Below are 24106 nucleotides of genomic sequence, written 5' to 3' on the forward strand. Positions count from 1 at the left end.
CGTCGCGGCTGGGACGCCGCGGTCGGGGTCAGGCGTGCTGGTGCCTGCCGCCGTGGTGCGCCGTGCGGCCGGTGATCATCCCGTACAGCCCCAGCAGGATGACCGAGCCCACGATGGCGCAGATCCAGGTGGAGAGCGAGAAGAAGCCGGCCACGCCGACACCGAAGATCACCACTCCGAGCCATCCGCCGACCAGGCCTCCCAGGATGCCGAGCACGGCGGTCAGGATGATCCCGAAGTTGGCACGACCGGGCAGGATCGCCTTGGCGATCGCACCGGCTATCAGACCGATCACAATCCACGCGATAACACTCATGTCCAGACTCCTCCTCTTACGTGGCCTGATTCCACTATCCCCCCGTCGGGCGAATCCGGCATGAGGAGCGCTGCGGGGCAAGCCGCCGGGCCGGGCGGAAACCGTCGCCGTAACGAGACCGGGGAGACCTTCTGGCGGAGCGGTGAACTTTGGTAACCATGGGTCGTCCCCCCGCCTTGTCCCGCCTGTTCCCGCAAAACGCCCGGAGGGGCCGTGCCCGCACCATCGCCGGAAGCGCAGACCGCGCAACCCACCATCGAGGAGGACCGCCTCACCGGCGCCGTTCCCCAGCGACTGATCCAGCACGGCGGCCTCGCCGGCGCCGCACCCCGGCTCCTCGCCGCGCTCGCCGACACCGGGTCGGCGTCCGAGGCGACCGCGGTGGTCGCCCGCCACGGCCGGTCGCTGTGGCGCGAGGCGATACGCCGGCTCCGTGAGGGCGACGGCGACGACCGCCCGCTGTACTGGGCGCGGCTGGAACTGGCACGCGCGGTCCGCGGCTGGCAGCCGGCGTTCCCGGTCGACACCGGCGCACTGCTGGCGGCGCTCGGGCGGGAGTCGCGCGGCATCGGCCTCAACGGCCTGCCGGCGGGCCCGGACCGGCTGCGCGTCGTGATGACCGGCTTCGACCCCTTCGGTCTGGACGGGGACGTACGGCGCGGCAACCCCTCGGGGGCGGCGGCGCTGGCGCTGCACGGCACCGTCGTCCGCACCGACTGCGGGCGTTCGGCGCACATCGAGGCGGTGGTGCTGCCGGTGCGCTGGCGCGACTTCACCGACGGCGTCGTCGAGCAGGCCCTGCGCCCCTACCTGGAGCCGGGCCCCCGCCGCGTCGACCTCTTCATGACGGTCAGCCAGGGCCGACCGGGCGTGTTCGACGTGGAGCTGCACAACGCCGGCTGGCGGGGCAAGGGCGTCGACAACCTCAAGGAGTCGGCACCGGGCCCGGTCCCGCCGGTACCCGGCGCCGAGGGGGTCCCCAACCCGCCGTGGACCGCCGGCACACTGCCGCACGCGGCGATGACCGCCGCGGCCACCGGGCCGCACACCGTGCGCGGCAACGCGGCGGTCACCGAGGTCCCCGCGGGCGGCGGCGACCCGGTGGCCCGTCCGGACGGCCCGACGGAGGGATCGGCGGCACGGGCGGGGGGCGGTGGGGACTACCTCTCCAACGAGGTCGCGTACCGGGCGACGCTGCTGCGCGACCGCATCGCGCCGGGGGTGCCGGGCGGGCACCTCCACACCCCGGTGCTGGAGTTCGCCGAGGAGAACGCCGCGGAGGCGTCCGGCCGGTTCACCGACGGCACGCTGGTCGCCGGCCGGATGGACGTCACGGCGCAGATCCGCGCGCTGCTCGCCGTCGCGGCGGGCACCCTCCCGGCCGGCTGACCGCGCCGGCCGACCGTTCCGGGGCGGGGCCCGAGCGCGGCCGCGGTCCCACGCAAGCGCGGGCCCGGGGATGCCTCCCTCGCCGGGGTGGCGCCTCCCGGGCCCGCGTCGCCGTGCGGCCCGTCAGAGCCGCACGACCATCTTCCCCGTGTTGTCGCCCCGCAGGACGCCCAGCAGCGCCTCCGGGGTGTTCTCCAGCCCGTCCACGAAGGTCTCCCGGTAGCGGAGTTCGCCCGAGTCGACCCAGGGGGCGACCTCCCGGTGGAACTCGGGCAGGGATGCCTGGTGGTCGGTGACGATCATGCCCTGCGCGCGGATGCGCTTGCCGACCATCAGGCCGAGGTTGTTCGGCCCGGGCGGCGGCTCCGTCGCGTTGTACTGGGCGATCATCCCGCAGAGCACGATCCGGCCGTGCGTCCGCATCGCGGTGATCGCCGCCTCCAAGTGGTCACCCCCGACGTTGTCGAAGTAGATGTCGATGCCGTCGGGCGCCGCCACCGGCAACTGCTCGCCCACCGGGGCCTCGCGGTAGTCGAAGGCCGCGTCGAAGCCGTACTCCGAGGTCAGCAGCTCGACCTTGGCGGGCGAGCCCGCGCTGCCGACCACTCGGGCGGCGCCCATCAGCCGGGCGAGCTGACCGGCCGTGCTGCCGACCGCACCGGCGGCTCCGGAGACGAAGACGGCGTCGCCCTCCCTGATGTCCGCGATCTTCCGCAGCCCGACCCAGGCCGTGAAGCCGGGCATGCCGAGGACGCCGAGATAGGCGGAGGGCCGCGGGGTGTCGCGCGGGAGGGGTGCGACCTGGCGGGCTGGGACGGTCGCGTAGTCGCGCCAGCCGAGGTTGTGCGTCACGAGGTCGCCCGGGGCGAGCCCCTCGGCCTCCGAGGCGACCACCTCGCCGAGCGCCGCGCCGTCCATGGGCTCGTCCAGCGCGAACGGCGGCACGTAGGACTTGTGGTCGTTCATGCGCCCGCGCATGTAGGGGTCGACCGAGAGATGGGTGTTGCGCACCAGCACCTCGCCGTCGCCCGGCGCGCGGACCGGTTCCTCGCGCAGGGCGAAGTTCTCGGGGACGGGGGTGCCGTGCGGACGTGAAACGAGGTGCCAGGCTCGGCCGGTGGCGGGGAGCGACATCGGGTTCCTCTCGTCGTGCGGTCGGATGGGTCTGCCGGGACGGCTCGGGCCGGACGGTCCGAGCCGCCGGGCCGGGGCCCGGTGGGGTCGGGGCCCGGTGGGGTCGGGGTCCGGTGGGGTCGGGGTCCGGTGGGGTCGGGGTCCGGTGTGCGGCGAGGGCGGGCCGTCGGCCGTGCCTACCCATCGGGGCGCGGTGGAACGATCGCCACCGCCCGGGAGCGCTGTTCGCCGCTGGTGAACAACGCGGGCCGGCGGCGGCGCGAGGGCCGGCGGCGGGACGGCGGCGGCTCAGCCGTGCTCGCCCGAGAGCAGGCAGAACTCGTTGCCCTCGGGGTCCGCGAAGACATCGAACGACGGATGCGGCTCCCCCAGCTCCACCCGGCGGGCGCCGAGCCCCAGCAACCGGTCCGCCTCGACCGCCCGGTCGGAGCCGGGGGGCGGCGCGAGGTCCACGTGCAGCCGGTTCTTGACGGTCTTGCGCTCCGGGACCGGCACGAAGACCAGCACGGGCCCGGGCCGCCACGCGCCACCGGCATCGGAGGGCGGGGCGACCACGGCTCCCTCGGGCGACTCCTCGGCGACGCGCCAGTCGAGCACCTGCGCCCACCAGTGCGCCTGTGCGACGACGTCACGGCAGTCGACCACCGTGGAGAACCAACGAACGGGCATGCCTGGCTCCTTCTCGTGCGGAGTGGTTGCGATCACGCCGGGGGCGGAGGGGCACGGGCGGCGCAGCGCGGCGCGAGCCGTGCCGCCCGCCCGGACAGCGCGACGGGGGTGGGACGCACCTGGCCCGCCCCACCCCCGTCGGAACCGACACACCGCGCGGCCCCGTGGCCGGGAGCGGGCGGCGGTCGTACGACACCGCGTCAGGCGGCGCCACTGCCCCAGTCGTCGTCCAGCGGGTTCTGGCGGCCCTGCACCGAGCGCAGCTTCTGGCTCAGCGAACCGGGCAGCCGGTCACCGGCGCGGTCGGCGACCGCGTGGCCCGCGCGCACCGCGGCCTCCCGGCCGTTGTGGGCCGCGGTCTCCACGCTGTTGCGGACGGCGGGGTTCTCGGCGATCCGCCGGGCGGACGCGGCGATCCGGTCGTAGCACCCCCGGCCGGCCCGCGCGCCGAGCACGAACCCCACTGCGGCACCGGTGATGAACGTGAGCTTCCGCATCGGAACGCCCCTCTTCCCTGCACTCGTCGTCGCTCCGGACCGGTCGACCCGGAGCCCTACCGTCCGGGTACCCCGATTACCGATTTCAGAGCACCCCCTGTCATGCGCTAATGTATTGCTCGCAGCGAGGGAGCGCCCCCGGCAACGGGAAGCGGAACCCACGCGGCGCAGTCCCCTGTAGCTCAATTGGCAGAGCAGCCGGCTGTTAACCGGCAGGTTACTGGTTCGAGTCCAGTCGGGGGAGCATCACCCGAAGGGCCCCGTCCGGGGCCCTTCGGCGTTTCCGGCGCATAGCGGCCGCCCAGGAGGGAACCGATGTCTCCATGGCCTCGGCGGCGAGCTCGGGCGAGCACCCCCCGACCCGGGCGGGAGATCGTATGAGCGGCTATGCTGCGGCAGACGACGCGCACTGATGTGCGCGACGCGCCGCTGATGGGGCGGTAGCTCAGCTGGTTAGAGCAACGGACTCATAATCCGTCGGCCGTGGGTTCGAGTCCCACCCGCCCCACACAGCGCCCCACGCCATAGCAGCTCTGACCTGCGAAGACACGGTTCCTGGGGTCAATCGGCGTTAGGTGTTCGCCACACGGCGGTGTGGCGGACTTGGGTCTTCCCCTGTCGAGCGCGTTGCCTACATGGCTGTGACCTGGACTTTTTCTGGTCTCACGGTCGTGGGGGCGGTTAGCGACGATCCCACGGCCGAGTCACCCCGCGCGATCCGACGCAGGCCCCGGGGCCGTGCACGATCTCAGTACCGCTCCGCGAACCCCATCATCAGCGTCCCCGACGACAGCTCGGCGCCCCGAGCGGATCGCCGAGGTGCCACCGTTGCGACGAAGACCAGGCGGGGCAGGCTGCGCGGGTGAGACAGGGCCACGCCGAGGGGTCGCGGCAGGCGCAGTCGACGGCGGCGCCCCGCACCCTCCAAGCTTGAGCGTGCGTCACCGAGGACCGATCGCCACTGGCACCCTTCCAGTTCACCGAAGTGGCCAGGCCCGACGGTCAGACAGCGCTCAGGGCCTGTCCGGCGGGTCATGGGACTGTCCGATCGGCCGCTCGTTGGTTGGTCATGGGTCGGGGAGATTCGACGAATCGCGAGTGGTCGCTGCTGGAGCTGCCTGCTCCGGGTGGCCGTGGCGGCCGATGGAAGGATCACTGCGTCGTGCTCAACGGGATCCTGTTCCGGGTCCGTACCGGTGTGCCACGGCGCGACCTGCCGGAACGCCACGGTTCGTGGAAGACCGTCTACGAGCGGCATCGCCGCTGGTCCGTGGACGGCACCTGGGACCGGCTCTTGCAGCCCGGCCTGGACCGACGCCGACCTCGCCGGACGGATCGAGTGGGGCATGGTCGGCGTCGACTCGACGTCCTGCCGGGCACACCAGCCCGCGGCCGGCGCCCGTAAGGCCAAGCCGCAGCTCCCGAAAAGAGGACGACGCCCCGGCACCACCGCCCCGATGAGGGACTCGAACGGTCCCGGGACGGCCTGCCCTCCACGATCCGCCGTGCCGGTGAAGGCGGCTGCCACCCCTTGGCTTGACTGATCACTCCAGGTCAGTGGGGGTGACGCCCCGCAGATGATCGGGGTCCTGGACCGGATCCCGGTTCCCCGCCCGCTGGTCGGGCGGCCCCGGACCAGGCCCGATCACGTCAGCGGGGACAAGGCTTACAGCTCCCGCCGCGATCGCCGCTACCTGCGAAGGCGGCACATCGAACACACGATCCCCGAGCCGAAGGACCAGCGGGCCGACCGTCGGCACGGAGGCAGCGTGGGCGGCAGACCAGCCGGCTTCGACCGCAGGCGCTACCGACGACGCAACGAGGCCGAGCGGACCGTCAACCGAGTCAAGAACTCCCGCGCGGTCGCCACCCGTTACGACAAGCGGGCCTCCGTCTTCCACGGCACGGTCACCGCAGCGGCAGTCCGATGAAGGCTCCGCCATGATCCGCCGGACAGCGCCTGGGGCTCGGACCGCTCATGCCCAACCAACGCCGAATCTCCGACTCAGGTCACTGGCTGCAATCGCCCATGGATGCCCGCACCATCGTGCGTAGAGCCGCGCGGTCCGGCTTTCCCGCCGGGTTCAGAGGCACTTCCTCCAGCAGCAGGAGGCGTTCGGGGTGTTTGCGTCTCTCCACCCCGAGCGTGGTGAGATGCCGGCCCACGGATGCGAGATCGACGGTGCGCCCTGCGCGCGCCACGATGCAACTGGCCAGGCGCTCACCCATCAGGGCGTCGGGCACTCCCACGCAGACCACGTCTCGGATGTCGGGGTGAGAGGTGAGTCCCCGTTCGACCTCGGCCGGGCTGATGTTGGCTCCTCCCCTGATCACGATGTCCTTGAGTCGCCCCACGACGCGGAGGAGGCCGGCCTCGTCGATGACTCCGAGGTCGCCGGTGCGGACCCATCCGTCGGGCGCCCGGTAGCGCGCGTCGAGTTCGGGCGCCCCGACGTAGCACATCGGGGACATCGGCCCCCGGGATTCGATCTCACCCACGTCACCTGCCGGCAGCGGCTCGTGTGTGGCCGGGTCGGTGATGCGTATGTCGGTGACCATCGGGTCGGGGCGGCCCGCGACGAGACCCGAGGCGTCTTGGGGAGGCACCGTCGTGGCCAGGCCGGTGTGACAGTTGACCCCGTCGGCGGACCCGTAGAGGTTGACGACGGAACAGCCGAAGGCTCGGGCGGCGTCGGCGGCGGTCGTCTCGTCGAGCGCGGCGCCGCCCAGGACGATGGCCGTCGGTGCGGGCAGGGGCTCGTGGTCGGGGTCGAGGCTGGAGAGCATCATCCGCACCATGGTGGGGACTCCGAAGACATGGGTCGGTCGATGGCTACGGATGGCGTCCAGGGCAGCCTCAGGCGTGAAGTGTTCCAGCAGGACGAGCGTTCCGCCGTGTCTGGCCAGGGTGACCGCTGTGCCGTTGGAGCCGAACGCTGACGCGAGGGGGACGAGGAAGAGACAGCGTGGGGGTGTCGCGTCGGGGATCAGGGAGGCGAGAAAGTTTCCGCGCCCGCCTGCCAGAGCGTTGTGGGAGTAGGCCACCATCTTGGGCTCCGCCTCCGACCCGGAGGAGACCAGGATACGGGCCGGATCGTCGGCGCGGGGCCGGGCCGGCAGGAACGGCCCGGGGGCGGTCCTGGAAAGGGTGCGCAGGGGCACAGCGCCGCCGGGGGCGTCGGCGCCCACGGCAATCACCTGGCGAAGATGCGGCAATGCCGGGCGCAACTGGACGAAGTCGGCGGCGTGGTGGTGGTCCCGGTGACGGGTCGCCGCGATCACGGCGACCGCTTCGGAGCGGCGCAGCAGGCACTCGCTCTCCATGACCCCGCGACCGACGGGGAACGGAAGGGCCACCGCCCCCAGGGCAGCCAGGGCCAGATCCGCCATGACGGCGTCCCGGCCGTTGGGGAGTTGCACGCCGACCACATCGCCCGGGCCGATGCCGAGGCTCTGCAGGCCGGCGGCAAGAGAGCGCACCCTGCGGTCGAGCGCGGTGTAGCAGAGCGCACCCTTGGCGTCCAGGACGGCGGTGCGGTGCGGGTCGGCGACCAGCCGGGCCCGGAAGAGGCTGTACAGGTCGAGGTCGGGGCAGGTGCCGTCGACGGCCCAGGCTCGGCGGAGTTCGGTCGGCAGGAGGTCGTGGAGAACAACGGTCATGTCAGGCTCCAGGGGGTGCTGAGGGCGATTGCGCCGTGACTGTCGTTGCTGACGAGGCCGGCGAAGTGCGGGTCGTCAGCGATACGCGCCAGATCGGTGGTGACGGCGACTGCGGGTGTCCCCCGGCCGGTCACGGTCGCCAGCGCCTCACTCGTCGGCAGCTTGTCGAGTCCGGCTGGAGGTTCGGCCACCTGCTCGTCCGCGACCGCGACCCAGCCGTCGGCCGTTTGCAGCGGCCGACGGAATCCGGGGCGGCTCCGGTGCTCCCGCCCCTGGGCCAGCCGGCTCAACGCCGGAGCGGTCAGGACGTCCGCGGCCCCGAGGAGCGAAGATTCGGCCCGCACTCCGCATCCCGTCCGTTCCCGCAGCAGCAGTGCGGCGAGGACGGTCTCGGTGCCGAGCATCCCGCCCAGGACGTCCAGCAGCGTCATCAGCGACGGTGCAGGCACCTCACCCTCGGGACGAACCGCCTCGCCGACACCGGTACGGGCCTGGACCATGAAGTCGGTACCCATGGGCGGCGTACGCAGACGTCCCGCCCATCCGCTGGTGTAGGCGTACACGAGAGAGGGCCGGACCCGCGCGAGGTCGTCGGAGTCCAGCCCCAGCTCGGCGGCCTTGCCGGGTGCCCAGTTGTGCAGAAAGACGTCGGCGCCGCTCACCAGGTCGAGCAGCTGCCGCCGGCCCGACTCCGCCTTGATGTCGATCTCGACGGCCCGCTTGCCCCGGTTCAGGGCGAGCCATCGGGCGGAGACGCCGGAACAGGTCGGTGGCATCCCGCGCAGAGGGTCCCCGCCCGGTGGCTCGATGCGGATGACGTCCGCCCCCAGCATGCCCAGCAGGTGTGCCGCGAGAGGGCCCTGAATGCGTCTGCCCGCTTCCAGCACGGTGAGTCCGGCGAGTGGCAGGTCGGCCGGAGGGGCCGCCTGGCCGGGCCTGTGTGACGCGGGGTGGGCGGGCCGGAGAGACCACGGGGTCGCGCCGGTGTCCTCGGCGGCCCGCTCCCGGAGGGAGCGCAGTCTGCACACCTGGGCACCGGAACTGTCCGCCGCGGCCCGCAGGGCCGGCCAGCTGGTGGCGCGGGCCGTGTGGTGCAACGCCTCCGGAAGGGGGGCGCAGGCGGTGGCGTACCGGAACTGGAAGGGCCGCCATCCCGCCCGGATCGCCTCGGCCGGGGCGTCCAGAGCTCGCCAGAACGCGGCCCACGCGCCGGGGTCGAGCGTCTCCAGTTCGAAGTGGACGTCGTCCGCCGAGGTGAACGGTGGTCCGCCAGGCGCGAGTTCGGTCGCCTCGCTGTCTTCGGCGGCTGCGGCTGCGAGGTACTGCGAGACCGTCAGCAGCGCGGCGTGGTCCGCACGCGTCGCGGCCCTGCGGGTGGTGCCGCCGCGGGCCTGGCCGAGAAGCGCCGCCAGCAGACCCTGGACCGTCAGCACTGCGGTGGCGGTCGAGACGAAGTCGGCGGCGATCCCCCGCGGGGCACCGTGCCGCCTGCCGTGCACCGCCATGATGCCGCTGACTGCTTGGGCAGTGGCCTCGTCGACGGCTCCGCCCGGCCTCTCCGACCAGCGCACCGAGGCTTCCACGGGCACGAAGCCGGGACCGGCCAGGGTGAGATGGCCGACGGAGGAGGCCGGTGGCACCGCTGTGCGCGTCCGGGCACCGAGCCGCCGCAGATGGTCCGTGACGACGCCCATGATCGCCGGCGGTCCGGACGCGTCGAAGTTCAAGGTGTCCAGGGGCCGGTCCGTCCGGCTTCCTCCAGGTGACGCCATGTCTCTCCCTTCCCGGGACGGCGCTCGGCGCCGCTCCGGACGCGTGGTCTCGGGAACCGGCGGGCGTGCGAACCCGACCAGCTCCACGGACAGACAGTCGGACAACCGTTCCCACGGGTTCCCGGAGAACGAGAGAGGAGAAGCCGGTGGATGACGCGAACACCGCACACACCGACCCTCGCGAGGCCGAACCGGCCGCGGCCGCGCTGCGGGAACGAGTGGGCGATTTCGTCCGTACCCGGGTCATGCCGCGCGAGGGCGACCTCGACGGAGGCGGTGCGCCTGCGGCCGCCGCACTCCGCGACCTGAGAGCCCAAGCCCGGGGTGAAGGGCTGTGGGCGCTGCCACTTCCCACCGAACTCGGAGGTGGAGGAGCTGATTTCCGCACCTACACGACGTGGGCGGAGGTGGAGGGGGCGAGTGACCACGGCCCCGCCGCGCTGGGGTCCGCGTCTCTGCTCGATGTCACCATGCTGGCGCGGCACGCCGGGCCACGCGTGCGGCGCGAGTTCCTGGTCCGCCTGGTCGCCGGGGAACTGCGCGCCTGCTACGCGATGACCGAACCGGATCTGCCCGGCACCGACCCACTGCTGACGGCCACCCGGGCGGAGCGACGGCCGGACGGCGGCTGGCGCATCACCGGGCGAAAGTGGTTCACCTCCGGCGCGGCCGATGCGGACCTGGTGACGGTTCTCGCCCGCTCGGACGGCGGCCCCGGCGACCGCGCGGGCCTGTCCCTGCTCCTTGTCCCGACCACCGCCCCGGGGTTCCGTGTGGTCCGCGAACTGCCGGTCTGCGGGGTCGGCGGCCAGTACGAGATAGAGCTCGACGGGGTGGCGGTGCCCGCCGACCATCTTGTCGGAACGCGGGGCGCGGCTCTGGCCGTGGCGGGTGAGCGGCTGCGGATCGGGCGTACGCTTCGCTGTCTTCGCTGGCTGGGCCAGGCGCAGCGAGCCTTCGACCTGTTGTGCGAGCGCGCCGCGACCCGCACGGGTTCGCGCGGCCCCCTCAGCGGGCATCAGCTGGTCCAGCAGCACGTGTTCGATGCCCTGCTGGCGCTGCGCGGCGCGCGTGCGCTGGTCCACCAGGCGGTGGAGCGGATCGCCGCGGGCGCGGACGCGCGCGTCGAGATCGGACTCGCGAAGGTCGCCACCGCCAGGATGCTCCAGCAGGTCGCGGACTCGGCGATCCAGGTGCACGGCGCGGCTGGGCTCGGTCCTGACACGCCGCTGCCGGCGCTCTTCCGCACCGGCCGCGCCGCCCGTCTCCTCGACGGTCCGGACGAGCTGCACATCACCTCGGTCGCCCGCGCCGTCCTGCGCGGGTACTCCGTCGGGGACGCTACGTCCGGGTGAGGTCGACGACGCCCACGAGGGCGGCCAGGCCCACTGCCAGGAAGTAGTCGCCCCAGATCACCTCGTGGCGGACGGCCACACCCCGGTCGGCCTCGTAGCAGCCGTCCAGCAGCATGCCCGAGGGGCGATCGGGACCGCCACGGGAGAGGTGCCGCCGCACCAGGCGATTCAGGATTGCCGTGGCCCGCTCGGTGTACCGACCGGCCCGGCGACCGGGCACCCGAGCCAGTTTCAGCAGGGCGACGGCGGTGATCGCGGCGGCCGAGGTGTCGCACGGTCCGTCGCGCCGGGTGTGGTCGGCCAGGGGCACCAGCGGACCGGTCAGCACACCCTCCCCGGCCAGCAGCCGCTCGACGGTGCGGTCCACGGGCGTGGAGAGCCTCCGTGCCACCTCGGGCCGCAGCAGCGCGTCCACGGTGGCCAGGAGAAGCCAGGCGGGACCGCGACTCCAGCCCGGTGCGGGCGACGCGCACCTCTGCCAGCGTGCGGTCTCCTCGTCGAAGCGCCATGCGGGGAGAACGCCGTCACCTCCCAGGCACAGTGCGAGGTGGGCGTCGAGGTGAGACGCCGCCGCGGCAGCTCCGTCCGGGCCTGCGGCGGCCAGGAGAGGCACCATCCCGGGGACGCCGTCCGCCCGGGCCAGAAACCGGGGACCGCCCAGCGCCCCACCCCACGGGACCATGCCCAGGCGCGCGTCCACCGCGTCCAGGCAGGCGGCGGCGGCGCGGGCGCGGAGCGCGGCCGCGGCCCGCGCGTCGAAGGCGCCGCGGGGCAGGTGTTCCGCGGCGGTCCCGTACCACAGGATCAATCCTCGGGTCGCGGTGTCGGCTTCCGCCCAGGGACCGAGTCGACGCATGCAGTCGGCCGCGGCACTCCGGTGGTCCGGGTCTCCGGTTCTGCCGGCACGCAGCCACAACAGCCCCGCCCAGAACCCTCCGGTCCAGGAGCCGCGGCGCGTCGACGTCCAGCGACCGTCGGCGGGGTCGGCATACAGCGGGAAGCGCTCGCCCACCTCGGCCTCGGTCGCCGCGACACGGGCGAGGACACTGTCCAGCGCGTAGCCGGCCCACTGTGGGGCACCCGGCGCCGTCACCGGGCAGCCGCCCGTCGGTCACGGTGAGCCCACGCAACGGCGACCACCCCGGCCGCCGCGAGCTCGCACGCGACCAGCAGCCAGGCCGCGCCATACCGCTCGGCCTGCATCAGCAGTCCGAATACCGGCGGCCCCAGGGCGAATCCCGCGAAGAAGCCGGCGGCGACGAGCGCCGAGTCGTGGCCCGCGCGCCCCGGGAGGGAGCGCTGCACCACCAGGACCATGGTCACGGCGTTCGCCGACACCGCGAGAAGCCCGATGCCCGCCGCGCCCACCCACACCAGGGGCGGTACGTCCCGGGAGGCGATCAGCATCGCCACCGCGCCCACGGCTCCCAGGGCGAGCAGGCCGGGCAGCCACTCGGCGCGCCCGGGCCGCGCCACCCGGGCCCACCCCACACGGCCGACGACTCCCGCCACTCCCAGTACGGCGACGAGCACGCCTGCCTCCGTCGCTCCCATCGAGAGAGCACGCACCCCGTAGAGGGTCAGATAGGTGTTGACCGAGGCAATCGCCGCACCGAGCAGAAGAGAGAAGACCGCGAGCCGGGCGACCATTCCACGGAACGCGTAGCCGGCACGCACACCCGCCGCGGCCCGGCGCGGGCGCTCCGGGGGCAGGGCCCGCCACGTCCCCCACGCCAGCAGCAGCGCTCCTACGGCAGCGGCCCAGAAGGCGCTCCGCCACCCGAGGCCGCCGGCCAGAGCGGCCAGCGGCAGCCCCGCCGCGAAGGCCCCGAGCTGAACCCCGGACTGTTTCGTCCCCAGCACCGCACCTCGTCGCTCGGCCGGCACGACGGCGAGGACGGCGGTGTTCGTCGCCGGGTTGGCCAGTGCCTGCGGGATGCCTCCGAGGGCGACGGCGCACAGCAACAGTCCCGGGCCCGGCGCCGATCCGATGAGGGCGAGCGCACCGCCGGCCGCCAGGAGCAGAACCATCAGCGAACGTCGGGACCCGACGTGGTCCACGATGCGGCCGCCGAGCGGGGAGAGCACGGCAGCCGTACCGAACCCGATCGTCGTCGTCAGCCCCAGCACCACCGGGGAGACATCGAGTTCATCGACCAGCAGTGGGCCCAGCGCGCCCAGCAGGAACAGCTGGATCATCGAGAACGCCATACACGCCGTCAGCAGGGAGGTGAGCGGCCACGCACGGGCCGGGGCACGCCCCGGTGCCGAGACCGCCGATCGGTCCGTCATGCCACGCAGCTCCACTCGACTCGGACGGATTCAGCGCACACTCCAGTGAGTCGGCCCGGCGGACGAGATCGTTCCCCCACGCCTGGGCATGGTGAAGGCCGAACCCTCAGGATGCGGCTGTGGCGCATCAGCACTCCCGTGACGGAACCCGCCACTCCCCGGCGCCACTCGAACCACGGTGCGAGGGTGACGCCCGTGAGAAGTCCGGGTGGCTGCTCAAGGGGCGCGTGGGACTCGATGTTCGCGGCCGTCTGCGTGCTGCTCGCGGCGGTCGGCCACACGCACAGCTCCGGCACCGCGATCCCGTGGTGGCTCCTGGTCTCGGCCTTCGTCCTGACCACGGGCCTGACCTGGACTCTCGCGGCCCGCGAGCGCGGACGCCTCGCACTGCCCTCGACAGCCCTCGCGCCCCGGCTGTCCTCCACTGGGTCTTCACCCTCGCCGACCCTCCGCCGCACACGCCAGGCCCTCCGGACGATGCCTCATCCGGCCACGGGGTGGGGCGAACACCGGCGGAGCACGGGAGCGCGACGCCGTCCGACTGCCCCCTGCGCGAGGCGAGGCACCAGCACCCGCCCGAGGCAGCGGGCTTCGACATGATCGCAGGAACGGGCGGCCACGACCCGTGGTCGATGCCGGCGGGCATGCTGCTCGCGCATCTCGCGGCCACGGGCCCTCAGCGGCCTCTGGCCGGCGAACGAACGCGCCACGTTCCAGCTTCTGCGCGCGCTGGCCGGGCTGTTGCGCACGCCGCTGAACCTCATCCGTGCGTCACCATCCATCAGGCCCCGGCCCACGCCACGCATCCGGGCAGCTCGTCACGACCGGCCGCCACGTCTGGTGCTTCTGGCTCATGTCATCAGCACCCGGGGCCCCTGCGGCGACGGCTGTCCCTGAGGACAGCGAGATCCTCCTCGAGCGCCCGGCGTCCCATGGGCGCTCGGGGCCCGGTGCTGCCCCGTGGCAGGCCGTCGCACACGACCGGCGCGCCCCACGCACGCCAGCCCTCACCGGAAAGACCTGTGGCGACGACCCGAGCCCAGACACCAGCCGGCGGCACCTCCGCCCGGCGCTCCCCCGCATCCGACACGGCCGTCACCCAACTCGCCCTGGCTGCACGCGACGGCGACCCCGCGCGGCCCGCCGGGACTGGCAGCGCGCGGCGGAGCAGGCACAACGCCACGATCCTCCCGGCTGCGACGAGGGGACAGCTCTCACCGAGCTCCCTCCTGGCTCTGTCCGTGGAACGCCGGGGGTCCGATCCCCCGGCGCCGCGGTCGCGGGCGGGAGCACGCGGGCGGATGTCTGTGCTGTTGCAGGTAGCAGTCGACCGTGCCGAGCGCTCGGTGCACGGTGGGTGCTCACAGAACGCTGAATCGCACACCGTGCACCGGGAACTCACCGCGCACACGGCCCGACCAACTCCTGAGGAGGAGGGTGGAACGCCCTCCGAGCCGGATACGCAGGTGGCTGGAGGGCTGTTTGATGGGCGGGCTCGATGTCCGGATGCGCGACGTCCACTGCTGGCACGGAAGGACAGCGGCTGTCTCCGAGGTCGACCTGGAGATCGCCGCGGGGCAGCGGGTCGCGCTGACGGGAACGAACGGCTCCGGCAAGACGACACTGATGCGTGCTGTTCTCGGCCTGCACCGGCACTTCAGCGGGACCGTCCTGGTGGGCGGGTGCTCCGCCCGCACGGCCACCGAATGGGCACAGCGCCGCCGTGCCTGCGCCTGGATTCCCCAGAAGCCGGCCGCCGGCCGGTTCCCCCTCCTCGGGTCCGAGCTGCTCGCCAGCAGCGGTGCGGCGGGAGAGGCCGCGGACGCCGCCGCCCGGCTCGGGGTCGCCTCACTGACGGGAAACCCCCTGCACACCCTCTCCGGAGGTCAGCTCCAGCGGATGTACCTCGCCCGCGCCATCGGGTCCATAGCGGCCGGCGCCGACGTGCTGATCGCCGACGAACCCACCGCGGCACTGGACTTCGACGGGCAGGACGAGGCAGCCGACATCCTCACCGGGCTGCCCGTCACGCTGATCGTCGTGACGCACGACCGCGCCCTCGCCAACCGCTGCGACCGGGTCCTGGAGATGGCCGCCGGCAGGCTGCGGGAGATCGCGTGAACATCGCCTCCCAGGACCTCGGCACCCTGATCCAGTTGATGCCCGTGCAGAGAGCTGCCCTCGCGCTGCTGCTGGCCGCTGTCGGGCTGCCCGTGATCGGGGTGATCATCGTCGGGCTCGACATCATGCCGGTGCGCTTCGCGATGATGCACGTGGCACTGCTCGGCATCGCGGTGGGGCTGCTCACCGGTCTCGACCCGATGCTCTGTGCGCTGGTCGCCTGCGCCCTGGCCGGCGCCGGGGTGGCTCCGCTCGCCCGTACCCCCGACGGCCTCTCCGGCGCCATGGGGCTGCTGATGAGCCTGGCCATCGCGGCCGCCCTCCTGGTCCTGGCCGTCTCCGGTGTCAACGCCTCCGGCGCCTTCGCGCTGCTCTGGGGCTCGATTCTCTCGGTCGGAACCGCGGACCTGGTGGTGCTCGGCGCACTGGCGGTCGTGGTTCCCGGCCTGTTCTGGTGGCGACGGCGCGACATCGGCCTGCTGCTGTACGACAGAGAGCTCGCGCAGTGCTCGGGTGTCCCGGTCCGTGCTCTGACCCTGGCGTTGCTGGTGCTGGTCGCGGTGGCCGTCGCCGGGGCGATCAAGCTCACCGGGGCGCTGCTCGTGGACGCCCTGACTCTCCTGCCCGCCCTCGCCGCCCGCAGACTCGGCACCTCGCTGCGATCGATCGTCCTCTGGGCGATCGGCATCGGTGTGCTGGTGAACCTCACCGGTTTCCTGCTGGCCCTCTCCCTGGACTGGCCCCCCGGCCCCGTCCTCGTGCTCACGGCGGGGGCTGTCGTCCTCGCCGTCCATCTCATCCCCGAACGGAGACTCAGTTCATGGCGCGCACCCGCCTCCCCCGCACTTCCCTCATCGCACTGACGGTGGCACTCGCCTTCACCGCGGCCTGCGGCTCGGACGCCGGTTCCTCCTCGACGGACGACGCCGGCTCGCCGTCGTCGGAGGCTCCCGAACCCGAAGACCGCGGGGGCGACGACGGTGACCAGCCGGTGGTCGTCGCGACCACGACGTGGCAGGGGGCCTTCGCCAGTGCCGCCGGAATCGAGGAGGTCACGGTCATCGTGCCGCAGTCCGTGCACCACGCGCCGGACTACGACCCCAAGCCGTCCGACCTGGCAGCGATCGCGGAGGCGGACTTCGTCCTCTACGCGCCGTTCGAGCCCTACGCGGAGCAGATCAAGGACGCCGCCGGCTCCGACGCGGAACTCGTGGAGGTCGATCTCAACAACGACCCCGAGGTCGTGACCGCCGAGGTCGCCCGTCTCGGTGCTCTGTTCGGTACCGAGCAGACGGCAGAGCAGTGGAACGAGACCTTCGAGAGCGAGACCGCCGAGCTGGCCTCCTCCGTCGAGGACAGCTGGCCGGACGAGGAGAGTCCCCGGGTGGTCGCCCAGGTCTTCACCGGGTGGGCGGCGAAACTGGCGGGAGCGACGACAGTGGGCACCTACGGGCCGGAGTCGGTGACCCCGGCGCAGCTCGCCGAGCTGTCGGCCGAGGAGCCGGACCTCGTGCTGGACAACGCCCACATGTCCACCGGTGAGGTCCTGCCGGGCACCGATGCCGTGCAGATCGACGTCGTCAACTATCCCGGTGACGACCTCGACCTGCTCAAGGTCTACCGCGATGTGGCGGAACAGCTGCGGGAGGCGCTCGCCCGGTCCTGACGTCCCGGCGGGTGCGGCACGACAGGCTGCCGGTCGCACCGCACCCACCGGGCCGAGGTTGTTCAGGCTCGGACGACCGGGGAGAGCACCGGCTACACGCCGTGAGGTTCTGCGTACCTCCGGCCTGACGCGTGGCCCGGGGCCGCAGGGACCCGGGTGGGATGCCGGCCCGGGGTCACCCCGCTGCGCAAGGGTCCCGGCCGCCCGGCTCCACCAGGTACGGTCCGGCGGGTGCGGCGACGTCGCCGCACCCGGCGGACCGCGGAGGCGCAAGCAGCAGCACCGCGGTGGCGTTCGAGGAGGAGGCAGGTCGACCGCGGGAGCGAAGCGGCGGCGGAGACCTCGCGGCCCGAGTCCGCGAACTCAACCAGGCCGATGCCGAGCGGGCTGGAGGCACTTCTCACCATCACGACGTGCGAGGTTGACACTCTTGTCCGCCGTGTGACCGGTCTCGAGGACGAGCTCGCTCCGGCCCGCACACCTCCGCCGGCGTCGATCGCGTGCCGGGGGCGACGTCCGTTCCGTCGATCGCTGCCGCTCTCCGCGTGCCGAGTGGCCGGTCGCGCGGGCCGGCCGGTTCCCGTCCGGCCCGGGAACCCGATCGGGGGCCGCCGCCGAACTCACCGATCCCCGGTGCTCGCTGACCTCATTCGCCATGACGGACCACCACTGCGCTCGCCCGCACCTCGCCGGCCTGGCGGAAGACGAGCGTGAAGTCCAGCTCTTCCCCGAGCACCAGCGGACGCTTGAGGTGGACCATGATGTTCTGCGTGAACGCGGTCATCGCCAGCGTCTGCTCCGGCGCGAACGTGATCGAGTCGATCATCTCCATCCGTCCGGAGCCCTCGCTGAGGTGGACGTGGTCGGAGAACATCGTCTCGCCGACCTCACCGGCGTCCACCGCGATCAGCTCGTCCCCCGCGGTGGCCTCGTTGGTGACGGTGAAGAACAGAGCGGTCATCTGCCGGTCGTCCAGGATCGGACGGTAGACGCGGCCGTCGCTGACAGTCACGCTTCCCGGCACGCCCGCTTGGCCCGCCCCGACCCACAGAGCGAGCAACGCGAGTGTGCAGACGGCCGCGAGGACCGGTGCGGCGACCGGGCGCAGGGCGCGCGGTACACGTGGGGCTCGGAGGTTCATGCGGCCCACCGCCCGGTTGCGGCACGGGGTGAAGGGCGGGTCGCGCGTCCGTCGCTCCGCGGTGTCCAGGCACGCAGCTGGAGGCTGTGCGCCACCACGAGCACCGAGCTCACCGACATGGCCGCTGCGGCGACCATGGGGTTGAGCCAGCCGGTGGCGGCGAGGGGCAGGGTGACCACGTTGTAGCCGAACGCCCAGAGAAGGTTGATCCGGATGGTGCGGCTGGTCCGACGTGCCAGCGCCGACGCGTCGGCGAGCGCGGTGAGACCGCCCCGCATCAGGGTGATGTCGGCGGCCCCGGCGGCGGCGTCCGTGCCCTCCCCCATGCAGACGCCGAGGTCGGCTCCGGCCAGCGCGACAGTGTCGTTGACGCCGTCGCCGACAAAGGCGACACGGTGGCCTGCCTCTCGCAGCGATCGGACGAGGTCGGCCTTGGACTCGGGGGTGCAGCGGGAGTGGATCTCCTCGACGCGCAGTTCCGCGGCGACGGCCTGCGCCGCCCCGGCGCCGTCGCCGGTGGCGATCACGGGGCGGATACCGAGGCGGCGGAGCCGGTCGACTGCGCGGTAGGCGTCGGCGCGCGGGGTGTCGCCGAGCGCGAGGACGGCCTCGGGTTCACCGTCGACGACGACGGACACCGCGGTCCGTCCCATGGTGTCGGCCTCCCGCACCGCGGATGCCAGCTCCTCGGGAAGGCCGGTGCCGGGTACCCCGACCTCGATCGTGCGACCGTCGACGACACCCGCGACTCCGTGGCCGGCGCGCGCGGTGAAGTCGGTGACCGCGGGAAGGGTCTCACCTCGCAGCGCCTCGCCGGCGTGGGCGACGACCGCGCGCCCGAGGGGATGTTCGGAGCCCTGCTCCACGGCGCCGGCCCAGCGCAGCACCTCTGACTCCGACAGTCGCCCGTCCCGAGCGGTCACGGCGACCACCCGCATCCGGCCGGTGGTCAGGGTGCCGGTCTTGTCGAGCACCACCGTGTCCACCCGCCGCAGAGTCTCCAGCGCGCGCGGGCCGGAGACCAGGACGCCGAGTTGCGCTCCGCGGCCCGTGGCTGCGAGCAGCGCGGTCGGGGTCGCCAGGCCCAGGGCGCAGGGGCAGGCCACGACCAGGACGGCGACCGCGCTGGTCAGCGCGGCCTGCGGTGCGGCGCCCGCCCCCAGCCAGAACCCGAGGACCGTCACGGCCACGGTGATGACGACGGGGACGAACCCGCCCGCCACCCGGTCCACCATCCGCTGAACCCGCGCCTTCTCGTCCTGCGCGTGCTCCACACGCCGGGCGATCTCCGCCAGCCGCGTGTCCCGGCCGATCGCCGTGGCGCGCACGGTGAGCATGCCGCCGGCGTTGACCGCACCGCCGAGCACCGTGGAGCCGGGACCGACCTCCGCCGGTCGGGACTCACCGGTGAGCAGGGAGAGATCGAGCGCGCCGCGCCCGTCGACCACCTCGCCGTCGGTCGCCACGCGCTCTCCGGGCCGCACCCGGAACAGCCTCCCGACGGTGAGCTCGGCGAGCGGCAGACGGTGCTCGACCGAGTCGTCCACCACCGACACCTCGTCCGGTACCAACCGCTCCAGGGCGCGCAACGCCGTTCCGGCGCCCCGTTTCGCGCGGCCTTCCAACTCGCGGCCGAGCAGCACGAAGAGCGGCACCGCGACGGCTGCCTCCAGGTAGATGTGGGCCATGCCGTCGGCGGCGGAGGGCAGGAAGGTGAACGGCATGGTCATGCCTGGCTCCCCGGCGCCGCCCAGGAAGAGCGCGTACAGCGACCAGCCGAAGGAGGCCAGCACACCGACGGACACCAGGGTGTCCATCGACGCGGAGGCATCGCGCAACCCTGCCCAGGCACGCTGGTGGAACGGCCAGGCGCTCCACACGACGACCGGCGCGGTGAGGAGAAGACACAGCCACTGCCAGTTCGTGAACTGCAGTGGGGGCGCCATGGAGAGGACGAGGACGGGGAGCCCGAGCGCCGCGGTCACCACCAGGCGGTGCATCGGTGACGGGCCCGAGCCGCCACGGGGCGTCGGCACGGACCGCGGTTCGTCCGGCACGTGAGGTTCCGCCGGGTACCCCGCGCTGGTGACCGCATGCGCCAGCTCCTCGACAGTGGTCCCCCGGGGGTGCCGCACCGTGGCACGGCCGGTCACCAGGTTCACGGAGGCGCTCACCCCCTCCAGCTTCGCGAGTCGCTTCTCGACTCGTCGCACGCAGGCGGCGCAGGTCATGCCGGCCACGGTGAGCACGCTGGTCTGTTCCGCGACGGGGAGTCCGGCCGCCGACGGGGTCGATGGCACGGCCATGGTCACCGCACCGCCATACCGTGGTCGTGCCCGCCCCCACCGGTACCGGACGGCGCCTCGCCTTCACCCGGGTGCATGTCAGGAGAGACGGGCCCCATCAGGGATCCGACCAGCAGAGCCGTCGCGAACGCGCCGAGCAGGAGGAGGACGAAGCCTCCGACGCGCACAGCAGGGGAGCGGACCTCGAACGGCTGCGGGGCGTCGACGTTCCCGCTCGGCGGCCCGATCGGCTGTGGTGATGCCCTCATGTGCGGTGCTCCGTAATGACAGGTGGCTACCGGCCACCGGCCCGCGTCGTCCCGACCGGTCTTCCTCGACGGGGCGCAATTCCGGCAGCCTTCGGTTTGGCCAGTCAGTCGGAAGGGAATCCTGGTTGGTTCCCACGCTCCTGTGCCTACCGGCCCCCGCCAACGGACCCGGTGGCGGATACGGGGCCGACCAGTGCGAGCATGTCCCCACTGTGAAGAGTTGCCCCTGGGTGCGCACTGTCAGGGCCGTGGTGTTCGCGGCCCTGTGCGTGGTGCTCGCCGCCGGGGGCCACGTCATGATGTCGGACACGGCACTGCCGCTGTGGTCCCTGGCGACGGCGTTCGCGCTCACGGGCGGTGTGAGCTGGGCTCTCGCCGGCGTCGAACGCGGCGCCCTCGCCGTCACGTCGGCGGCCGTTGCTCTTCAGGCCGCACTGCACGTCGGGTTCTCCCTGGTACCGATGGCTCAGGCATCGGTACCCGTCGCCAGTGCCCCCTCGGTCGATGCGTCGGTGCAGGCGGCAGACGCGAGAATGCGGGAGCTGGCGGCTTCGCTGGTCTGCGGTGACAGCGGTGGAGCCCTCTCCCTGCCCGAGGCCCGACGCGTCGTGGCGGCCTTGGGCCTCGGTGATCTCTCATTCCCCGGGTCCCGTGCCCAGGATCCCGGGCACGCGGAGGGCCACCACGACGGTCCAGGGGACGGGCACGGAGGCGGGCACCACGAAGACGCTTCGCACGACGCAGGTGCCGCGCCGAGCCACGCCCCCTCGGGGCCGGCAGGTGACGAGCCACATGCGGCGCACGGCGGAGCGGACGCCGGTGCACTCGACCATCTCGCGCACGTCTCCCATGGCGGTATGTTCGCCGCTCACCTTCTCGCCGCACTGCTCAGCGGAGTCTGGCTCGCCTTCGGCGAGCGCGCCGCCCACCAGATCCTCCGGTCCGTCGTCGGCTGGCTCTTCGGCCCTCTCGCGCTCGCTCTCGCCCGCGTCCCCCTGCCCTGCGCCGCCCGCATCACCCCGGGCTTCCGGCGTCCTCGCCCGCTCCGCCGGTGCTTCCTGTCCTTCTGCGTCGTCCTGAGAGGTCCGCCCGTGGGGGCCGCTGTCGCCTGACAGCGGCACGTCCGCGGCTGACCGCCCCTTGGGCGGTCTGCGACCTGCGGCCCGACACCCCGCTGCCGCGGGGCCCACGACTCAGCACCCTCACGTGTCTCCGTGACGGTGCCCCCCGTCTCGCACAAGGACGACTTCCGCCATGCCTCCTGTCGTACCCCTGCCCGCGCCACCTGTCCGCGCTTCCTCCGACCACGCCTCCCGTGACGCGGAGGCCACAGCCTGCGCCCTCGCGGCGAAGTACGGGGACGAAGCCGCCACGGAGCGGCTGTTCCAGCTGCTGAACCGCGATGTGTGGCGCTTCGTCGCGTACCTCGCCTCCGACGCGCAGGCCGCCGACGACCTCACGCAGGAGACGTTCCTGCGCGCACTCGGCAGCCTGCACCGCTTCGAGGGCCGTTCCTCGGCCCGCACCTGGTTGTTGACCATCGCCCGCCGCACCGTGATCGACAGCATCCGCACCGCAGCCGCACGCCCGCGCTCCTGCGGGGCGGAGGACTGGCAGGGTGCTGCCGAGCGCGGCCAGTTCCACCCGCCCGGGTTCGACGAGGAGGTGGCGCTGTCCGACCTCATCGCGGCACTCCCCGAGGACCGCCGCGAGGCCTTCGTACTCACCCAGCTTCTGGGCGTTCCCTACCAGGACGCGGCGGACGCCTGCCGGTGCCCGGTCGGGACGGTCCGCTCCCGAGTGGCACGCGCCCGCGCCTCGCTCTGCAAGGAGGTGCTGGCCGCCGAGACCGACGCCGACGCTCCCGCGTTGTTGAGCGCCGCCGCCTGACGGCACGATGAGTGCGCCGGGCACGCGTGCCCGGCGCACTCATCATCCGCAGCCGCAGACGGGCTGCGATCCACTACGGAGCGTGACCACCCTGGCAGGTCCTTGGGCTGCGAGGACTGGAGGGCTCCCGGAGAGTCGGCACCCAGGCAGCGTGAACGGTTGCCTTCGACGGCCCCACGGTGCGGCAAACTTCCGTGAAAGGTGGTGCTGCGACCGCCCAACCGATGCCCATGCGAGCGTGATCGAGAGGGACGCAGCGCGATGGAAACGGGCCACTTTGTCCGTTGTTCTGGCATCGTTGCAGGTGAGAGGCGTCACTTGAATGGGTTCGAGTCCCACCCGCCCCACACAGCGCCCCCACCTCGAATCGCTCCGAGCTGCGGCTGCGGCACTCCCGGGCGACATCACCTGCGGGGCGAGCAGTGCACCGGCTGCGGCGACGCGAGACCCCATGCTTGCAGAGCGACCCGCGCACGGCCCCGAGCTTGAGCTGCTGTGATGCCGCATGCAAGTCGCGGAGGAGGTGGCGCCTCCGCCGTCACGGGCGGCGCCTGGTCGGCCCGGGGACTGTGGCGCGGCTCGGCAGGGGGTGAACTCGTCACATCGGTCGACCCAGATGCTGCCACCGGCGTCATGCCCGCAGTGGTGTTCCGCCCGCCGACCTCTCCACAGAACCCGAACTGCGGACCCGACCGTTCCGGTGCCGCCTCCCCATGCCTCTTCCCGAGGAGAGACAGGGACGCAGGCGAGTGACCCGCCAAGAGACTGTGACTCCGACATCACCCGCGCGTCAGGCCTCGTGAGCTTGCAAGGCTCTCTCGACACGTCAGGAGCGTGGCGCGGTGACGCTCGGCGTCGACCCAGTGCACGGCATCACTACGCCGTGCCCAGCCGGGGCGCGACGAGAGCCTGTACTGTCGCCCACAAGCCGGATGGCAACGTGAGGACCGGGAGTTCGACGTGGCCCGGGATATCAGCTCCTTCCCCTACCTCGAAGCTCTGTTGGCGATGCTCGGGGAGCCGCGAGGGCATGGCGAGGATGCCGCGGCCTGGGCGCGGTTGGAGACCGAGCTGGGTTGCGAGTTGCCTGCTGACTTCAAGCGGGTGAGTGAGCTGCATGCCCCGGTGGAGATCAACGGGCACATGAGCTTGCACCATCCCGCGACACAGAAGTGGAACCTTGCCGAGCGGATTGCTGGGGTGGCGAGGGCTTTCGGGGAGGTTGCGTGGGACTGGGAGTTCATGGCGGGTGACCCTCGCCCGGCCCTCGGGACCACTGAGCTGACGTTCGGCGGGCCGGGCGGTCTTGTCCCAGTCCTTGGTACAGACCGGGGTGAGCGGGTCTTCTGGGCTCCTCGGGTTGTCGACAGAGGCGGGCAGGTCTTCTGCCTCTGGGACGACGACGAGTTCTACCGGCATGACATGTCGCTCTCGGAGTGGCTGTACCGCTACCTGGTGGGCAAGGATCTCTTCGGTCCGAACAGCGCGGCCTTCTACCCCGGACCGGTCAAGCTGAAGAGCTTGCCGATGTCCTACGAGGACACACCCGCGCCTGGGCCAGCGACTCGGCCAGCTCGGCCTCCGGGCTTGCCGATGTCCTACGAGGACACACCCGTCGTCTGGTACGGGCCGGAGCGAGGAATGTGACCG

General features: G+C 72.7%; 20 protein-coding genes, 2 tRNA genes and 1 pseudogene. 11 read left to right on the top strand and 12 right to left on the bottom strand.

Annotation, left to right across the window (positions count from 1 at the left end; genetic code table 11):
* Positions 1 to 28: 28 nt before the first annotated feature.
* Positions 29 to 316, bottom strand: a complete 288-nt coding sequence (locus HCN52_RS01470) for a GlsB/YeaQ/YmgE family stress response membrane protein (RefSeq protein ID WP_168086490.1) — start codon at positions 314 to 316, stop codon at positions 29 to 31.
* Between the two features lie 213 nt (positions 317 to 529).
* Between HCN52_RS01470 and HCN52_RS01475 the strand changes: the two genes are divergently transcribed.
* Positions 530 to 1705, top strand: a complete 1176-nt coding sequence (locus HCN52_RS01475) for a PA0049 C-terminal domain-containing protein (RefSeq protein WP_168086491.1) — start codon at positions 530 to 532, stop codon at positions 1703 to 1705.
* A 123-nt stretch (positions 1706 to 1828) separates the two neighbouring features.
* Here HCN52_RS01475 and HCN52_RS01480 read toward each other — a convergent pair whose 3' ends face one another.
* The 3 genes from HCN52_RS01480 to HCN52_RS01490 form a co-directional block, all read right to left on the bottom strand.
* On the bottom strand, positions 1829 to 2839 hold the full coding sequence (locus HCN52_RS01480; protein ID WP_168086492.1) for an NADP-dependent oxidoreductase: 1011 nt from the start codon (positions 2837 to 2839) through the stop codon (positions 1829 to 1831).
* A 288-nt stretch (positions 2840 to 3127) separates the two neighbouring features.
* Positions 3128 to 3508 carry a VOC family protein gene (locus HCN52_RS01485; RefSeq protein WP_168086493.1) on the bottom strand — a complete coding sequence of 127 codons (381 nt, stop codon included), beginning with the start codon at positions 3506 to 3508 and terminating at the stop codon, positions 3128 to 3130.
* A 200-nt stretch (positions 3509 to 3708) separates the two neighbouring features.
* Entirely contained in the window at positions 3709 to 4005 is a 297-nt protein-coding gene (locus HCN52_RS01490) for a YtxH domain-containing protein (RefSeq protein WP_168086494.1), read from the bottom strand.
* Between the two features lie 171 nt (positions 4006 to 4176).
* On the opposite strand from HCN52_RS01490, the gene HCN52_RS01495 reads away from it, so the two are divergent.
* The 3 genes and pseudogenes from HCN52_RS01495 to HCN52_RS01505 all read left to right on the top strand — a co-directional run bounded on the left by HCN52_RS01495 (position 4177) and on the right by HCN52_RS01505 (position 5936).
* Positions 4177 to 4249, top strand: a tRNA-Asn gene (locus HCN52_RS01495).
* A 190-nt stretch (positions 4250 to 4439) separates the two neighbouring features.
* Positions 4440 to 4513 (top strand) — tRNA-Ile (locus HCN52_RS01500).
* 561 nt (positions 4514 to 5074) lie between these two features.
* Positions 5075 to 5936 (top strand): annotated as a pseudogene (locus HCN52_RS01505) (IS5 family transposase).
* A gap of 79 nt (positions 5937 to 6015) precedes the next feature.
* Here the strand turns inward: HCN52_RS01505 and HCN52_RS01510 are convergent.
* Complete coding sequence (locus HCN52_RS01510) at positions 6016 to 7665, bottom strand: class I adenylate-forming enzyme family protein (protein WP_168086495.1); 1650 nt, start codon at positions 7663 to 7665, stop codon at positions 6016 to 6018.
* Positions 7662 to 9437 carry a CoA transferase gene (locus tag HCN52_RS01515; RefSeq protein ID WP_168086496.1) on the bottom strand — a complete coding sequence of 592 codons (1776 nt, stop codon included), beginning with the start codon at positions 9435 to 9437 and terminating at the stop codon, positions 7662 to 7664. The genes HCN52_RS01510 and HCN52_RS01515 overlap by 4 nt, the downstream gene beginning before the upstream one ends.
* Before the next feature lie 146 nt (positions 9438 to 9583).
* Here HCN52_RS01515 and HCN52_RS01520 point away from each other — a divergent pair, with 146 nt between their 5' ends.
* Entirely contained in the window at positions 9584 to 10792 is a 1209-nt protein-coding gene (locus HCN52_RS01520; protein WP_312876484.1) for an acyl-CoA dehydrogenase family protein, read from the top strand.
* Here HCN52_RS01520 and HCN52_RS01525 read toward each other — a convergent pair.
* Positions 10779 to 11885, bottom strand: a complete 1107-nt coding sequence (locus HCN52_RS01525; RefSeq protein WP_168086497.1) for a sugar ABC transporter permease — start codon at positions 11883 to 11885, stop codon at positions 10779 to 10781. The genes HCN52_RS01520 and HCN52_RS01525 overlap by 14 nt on opposite strands.
* Positions 11882 to 13084: an MFS transporter gene (locus tag HCN52_RS01530; RefSeq protein ID WP_168086498.1), complete on the bottom strand. Its 1203-nt coding sequence runs from the start codon at positions 13082 to 13084 to the stop codon at positions 11882 to 11884. Before HCN52_RS01530 ends, HCN52_RS01525 begins: the two co-directional genes overlap by 4 nt.
* Before the next feature lie 1485 nt (positions 13085 to 14569).
* On the opposite strand from HCN52_RS01530, the gene HCN52_RS01535 reads away from it, so the two are divergent.
* Genes HCN52_RS01535 through HCN52_RS01545 form a run of 3 tightly spaced genes read left to right on the top strand, consistent with a single transcriptional unit; the run spans position 14570 to position 16871 of the window.
* Complete coding sequence (locus HCN52_RS01535) at positions 14570 to 15205, top strand: ATP-binding cassette domain-containing protein (protein WP_168086499.1); 636 nt, start codon at positions 14570 to 14572, stop codon at positions 15203 to 15205.
* A 38-nt stretch (positions 15206 to 15243) separates the two neighbouring features.
* Positions 15244 to 16068 carry a metal ABC transporter permease gene (locus HCN52_RS01540; RefSeq protein ID WP_168086531.1) on the top strand — a complete coding sequence of 275 codons (825 nt, stop codon included), beginning with the start codon at positions 15244 to 15246 and terminating at the stop codon, positions 16066 to 16068.
* Positions 16026 to 16871 carry a metal ABC transporter solute-binding protein, Zn/Mn family gene (locus tag HCN52_RS01545; protein ID WP_168086500.1) on the top strand — a complete coding sequence of 282 codons (846 nt, stop codon included), beginning with the start codon at positions 16026 to 16028 and terminating at the stop codon, positions 16869 to 16871. Before HCN52_RS01540 ends, HCN52_RS01545 begins: the two co-directional genes overlap by 43 nt.
* Positions 16872 to 17517: 646 nt before the next feature.
* Here HCN52_RS01545 and HCN52_RS25845 read toward each other — a convergent pair.
* The 4 genes from HCN52_RS25845 to HCN52_RS01565 form a co-directional block, all read right to left on the bottom strand.
* On the bottom strand, positions 17518 to 17883 hold the full coding sequence (locus tag HCN52_RS25845; RefSeq protein WP_168086501.1) for a copper chaperone PCu(A)C: 366 nt from the start codon (positions 17881 to 17883) through the stop codon (positions 17518 to 17520).
* A 125-nt stretch (positions 17884 to 18008) separates the two neighbouring features.
* Entirely contained in the window at positions 18009 to 20318 is a 2310-nt protein-coding gene (locus HCN52_RS01555) for a heavy metal translocating P-type ATPase (protein WP_168086502.1), read from the bottom strand.
* 2 nt (positions 20319 to 20320) lie between these two features.
* Positions 20321 to 20566, bottom strand: a complete 246-nt coding sequence (locus tag HCN52_RS01560) for a hypothetical protein (RefSeq protein WP_168086503.1) — start codon at positions 20564 to 20566, stop codon at positions 20321 to 20323.
* Between the two features lie 635 nt (positions 20567 to 21201).
* Entirely contained in the window at positions 21202 to 21417 is a 216-nt protein-coding gene (locus HCN52_RS01565; protein ID WP_168086487.1) for a hypothetical protein, read from the bottom strand.
* Between the two features lie 6 nt (positions 21418 to 21423).
* On the opposite strand from HCN52_RS01565, the gene HCN52_RS01570 reads away from it, so the two are divergent.
* The 3 genes from HCN52_RS01570 (at position 21424) to HCN52_RS24635 (ending at position 24103) form a co-directional block, all read left to right on the top strand.
* On the top strand, positions 21424 to 21678 hold the full coding sequence (locus HCN52_RS01570; protein ID WP_168086488.1) for a hypothetical protein: 255 nt from the start codon (positions 21424 to 21426) through the stop codon (positions 21676 to 21678).
* Between the two features lie 142 nt (positions 21679 to 21820).
* Positions 21821 to 22456 (top strand): sigma-70 family RNA polymerase sigma factor, encoded by a 636-nt coding sequence (locus HCN52_RS01575; protein WP_168086504.1) that lies wholly within the window; start codon positions 21821 to 21823, stop codon positions 22454 to 22456.
* 960 nt (positions 22457 to 23416) lie between these two features.
* Positions 23417 to 24103 (top strand): SMI1/KNR4 family protein, encoded by a 687-nt coding sequence (locus HCN52_RS24635; RefSeq protein WP_209314039.1) that lies wholly within the window; start codon positions 23417 to 23419, stop codon positions 24101 to 24103.
* Positions 24104 to 24106 lie beyond the last annotated feature (3 nt).

Source organism: Streptomyces bohaiensis (assembly GCF_012033785.1).
GTDB lineage: Bacteria > Actinomycetota > Actinomycetes > Streptomycetales > Streptomycetaceae > Streptomyces > Streptomyces bohaiensis.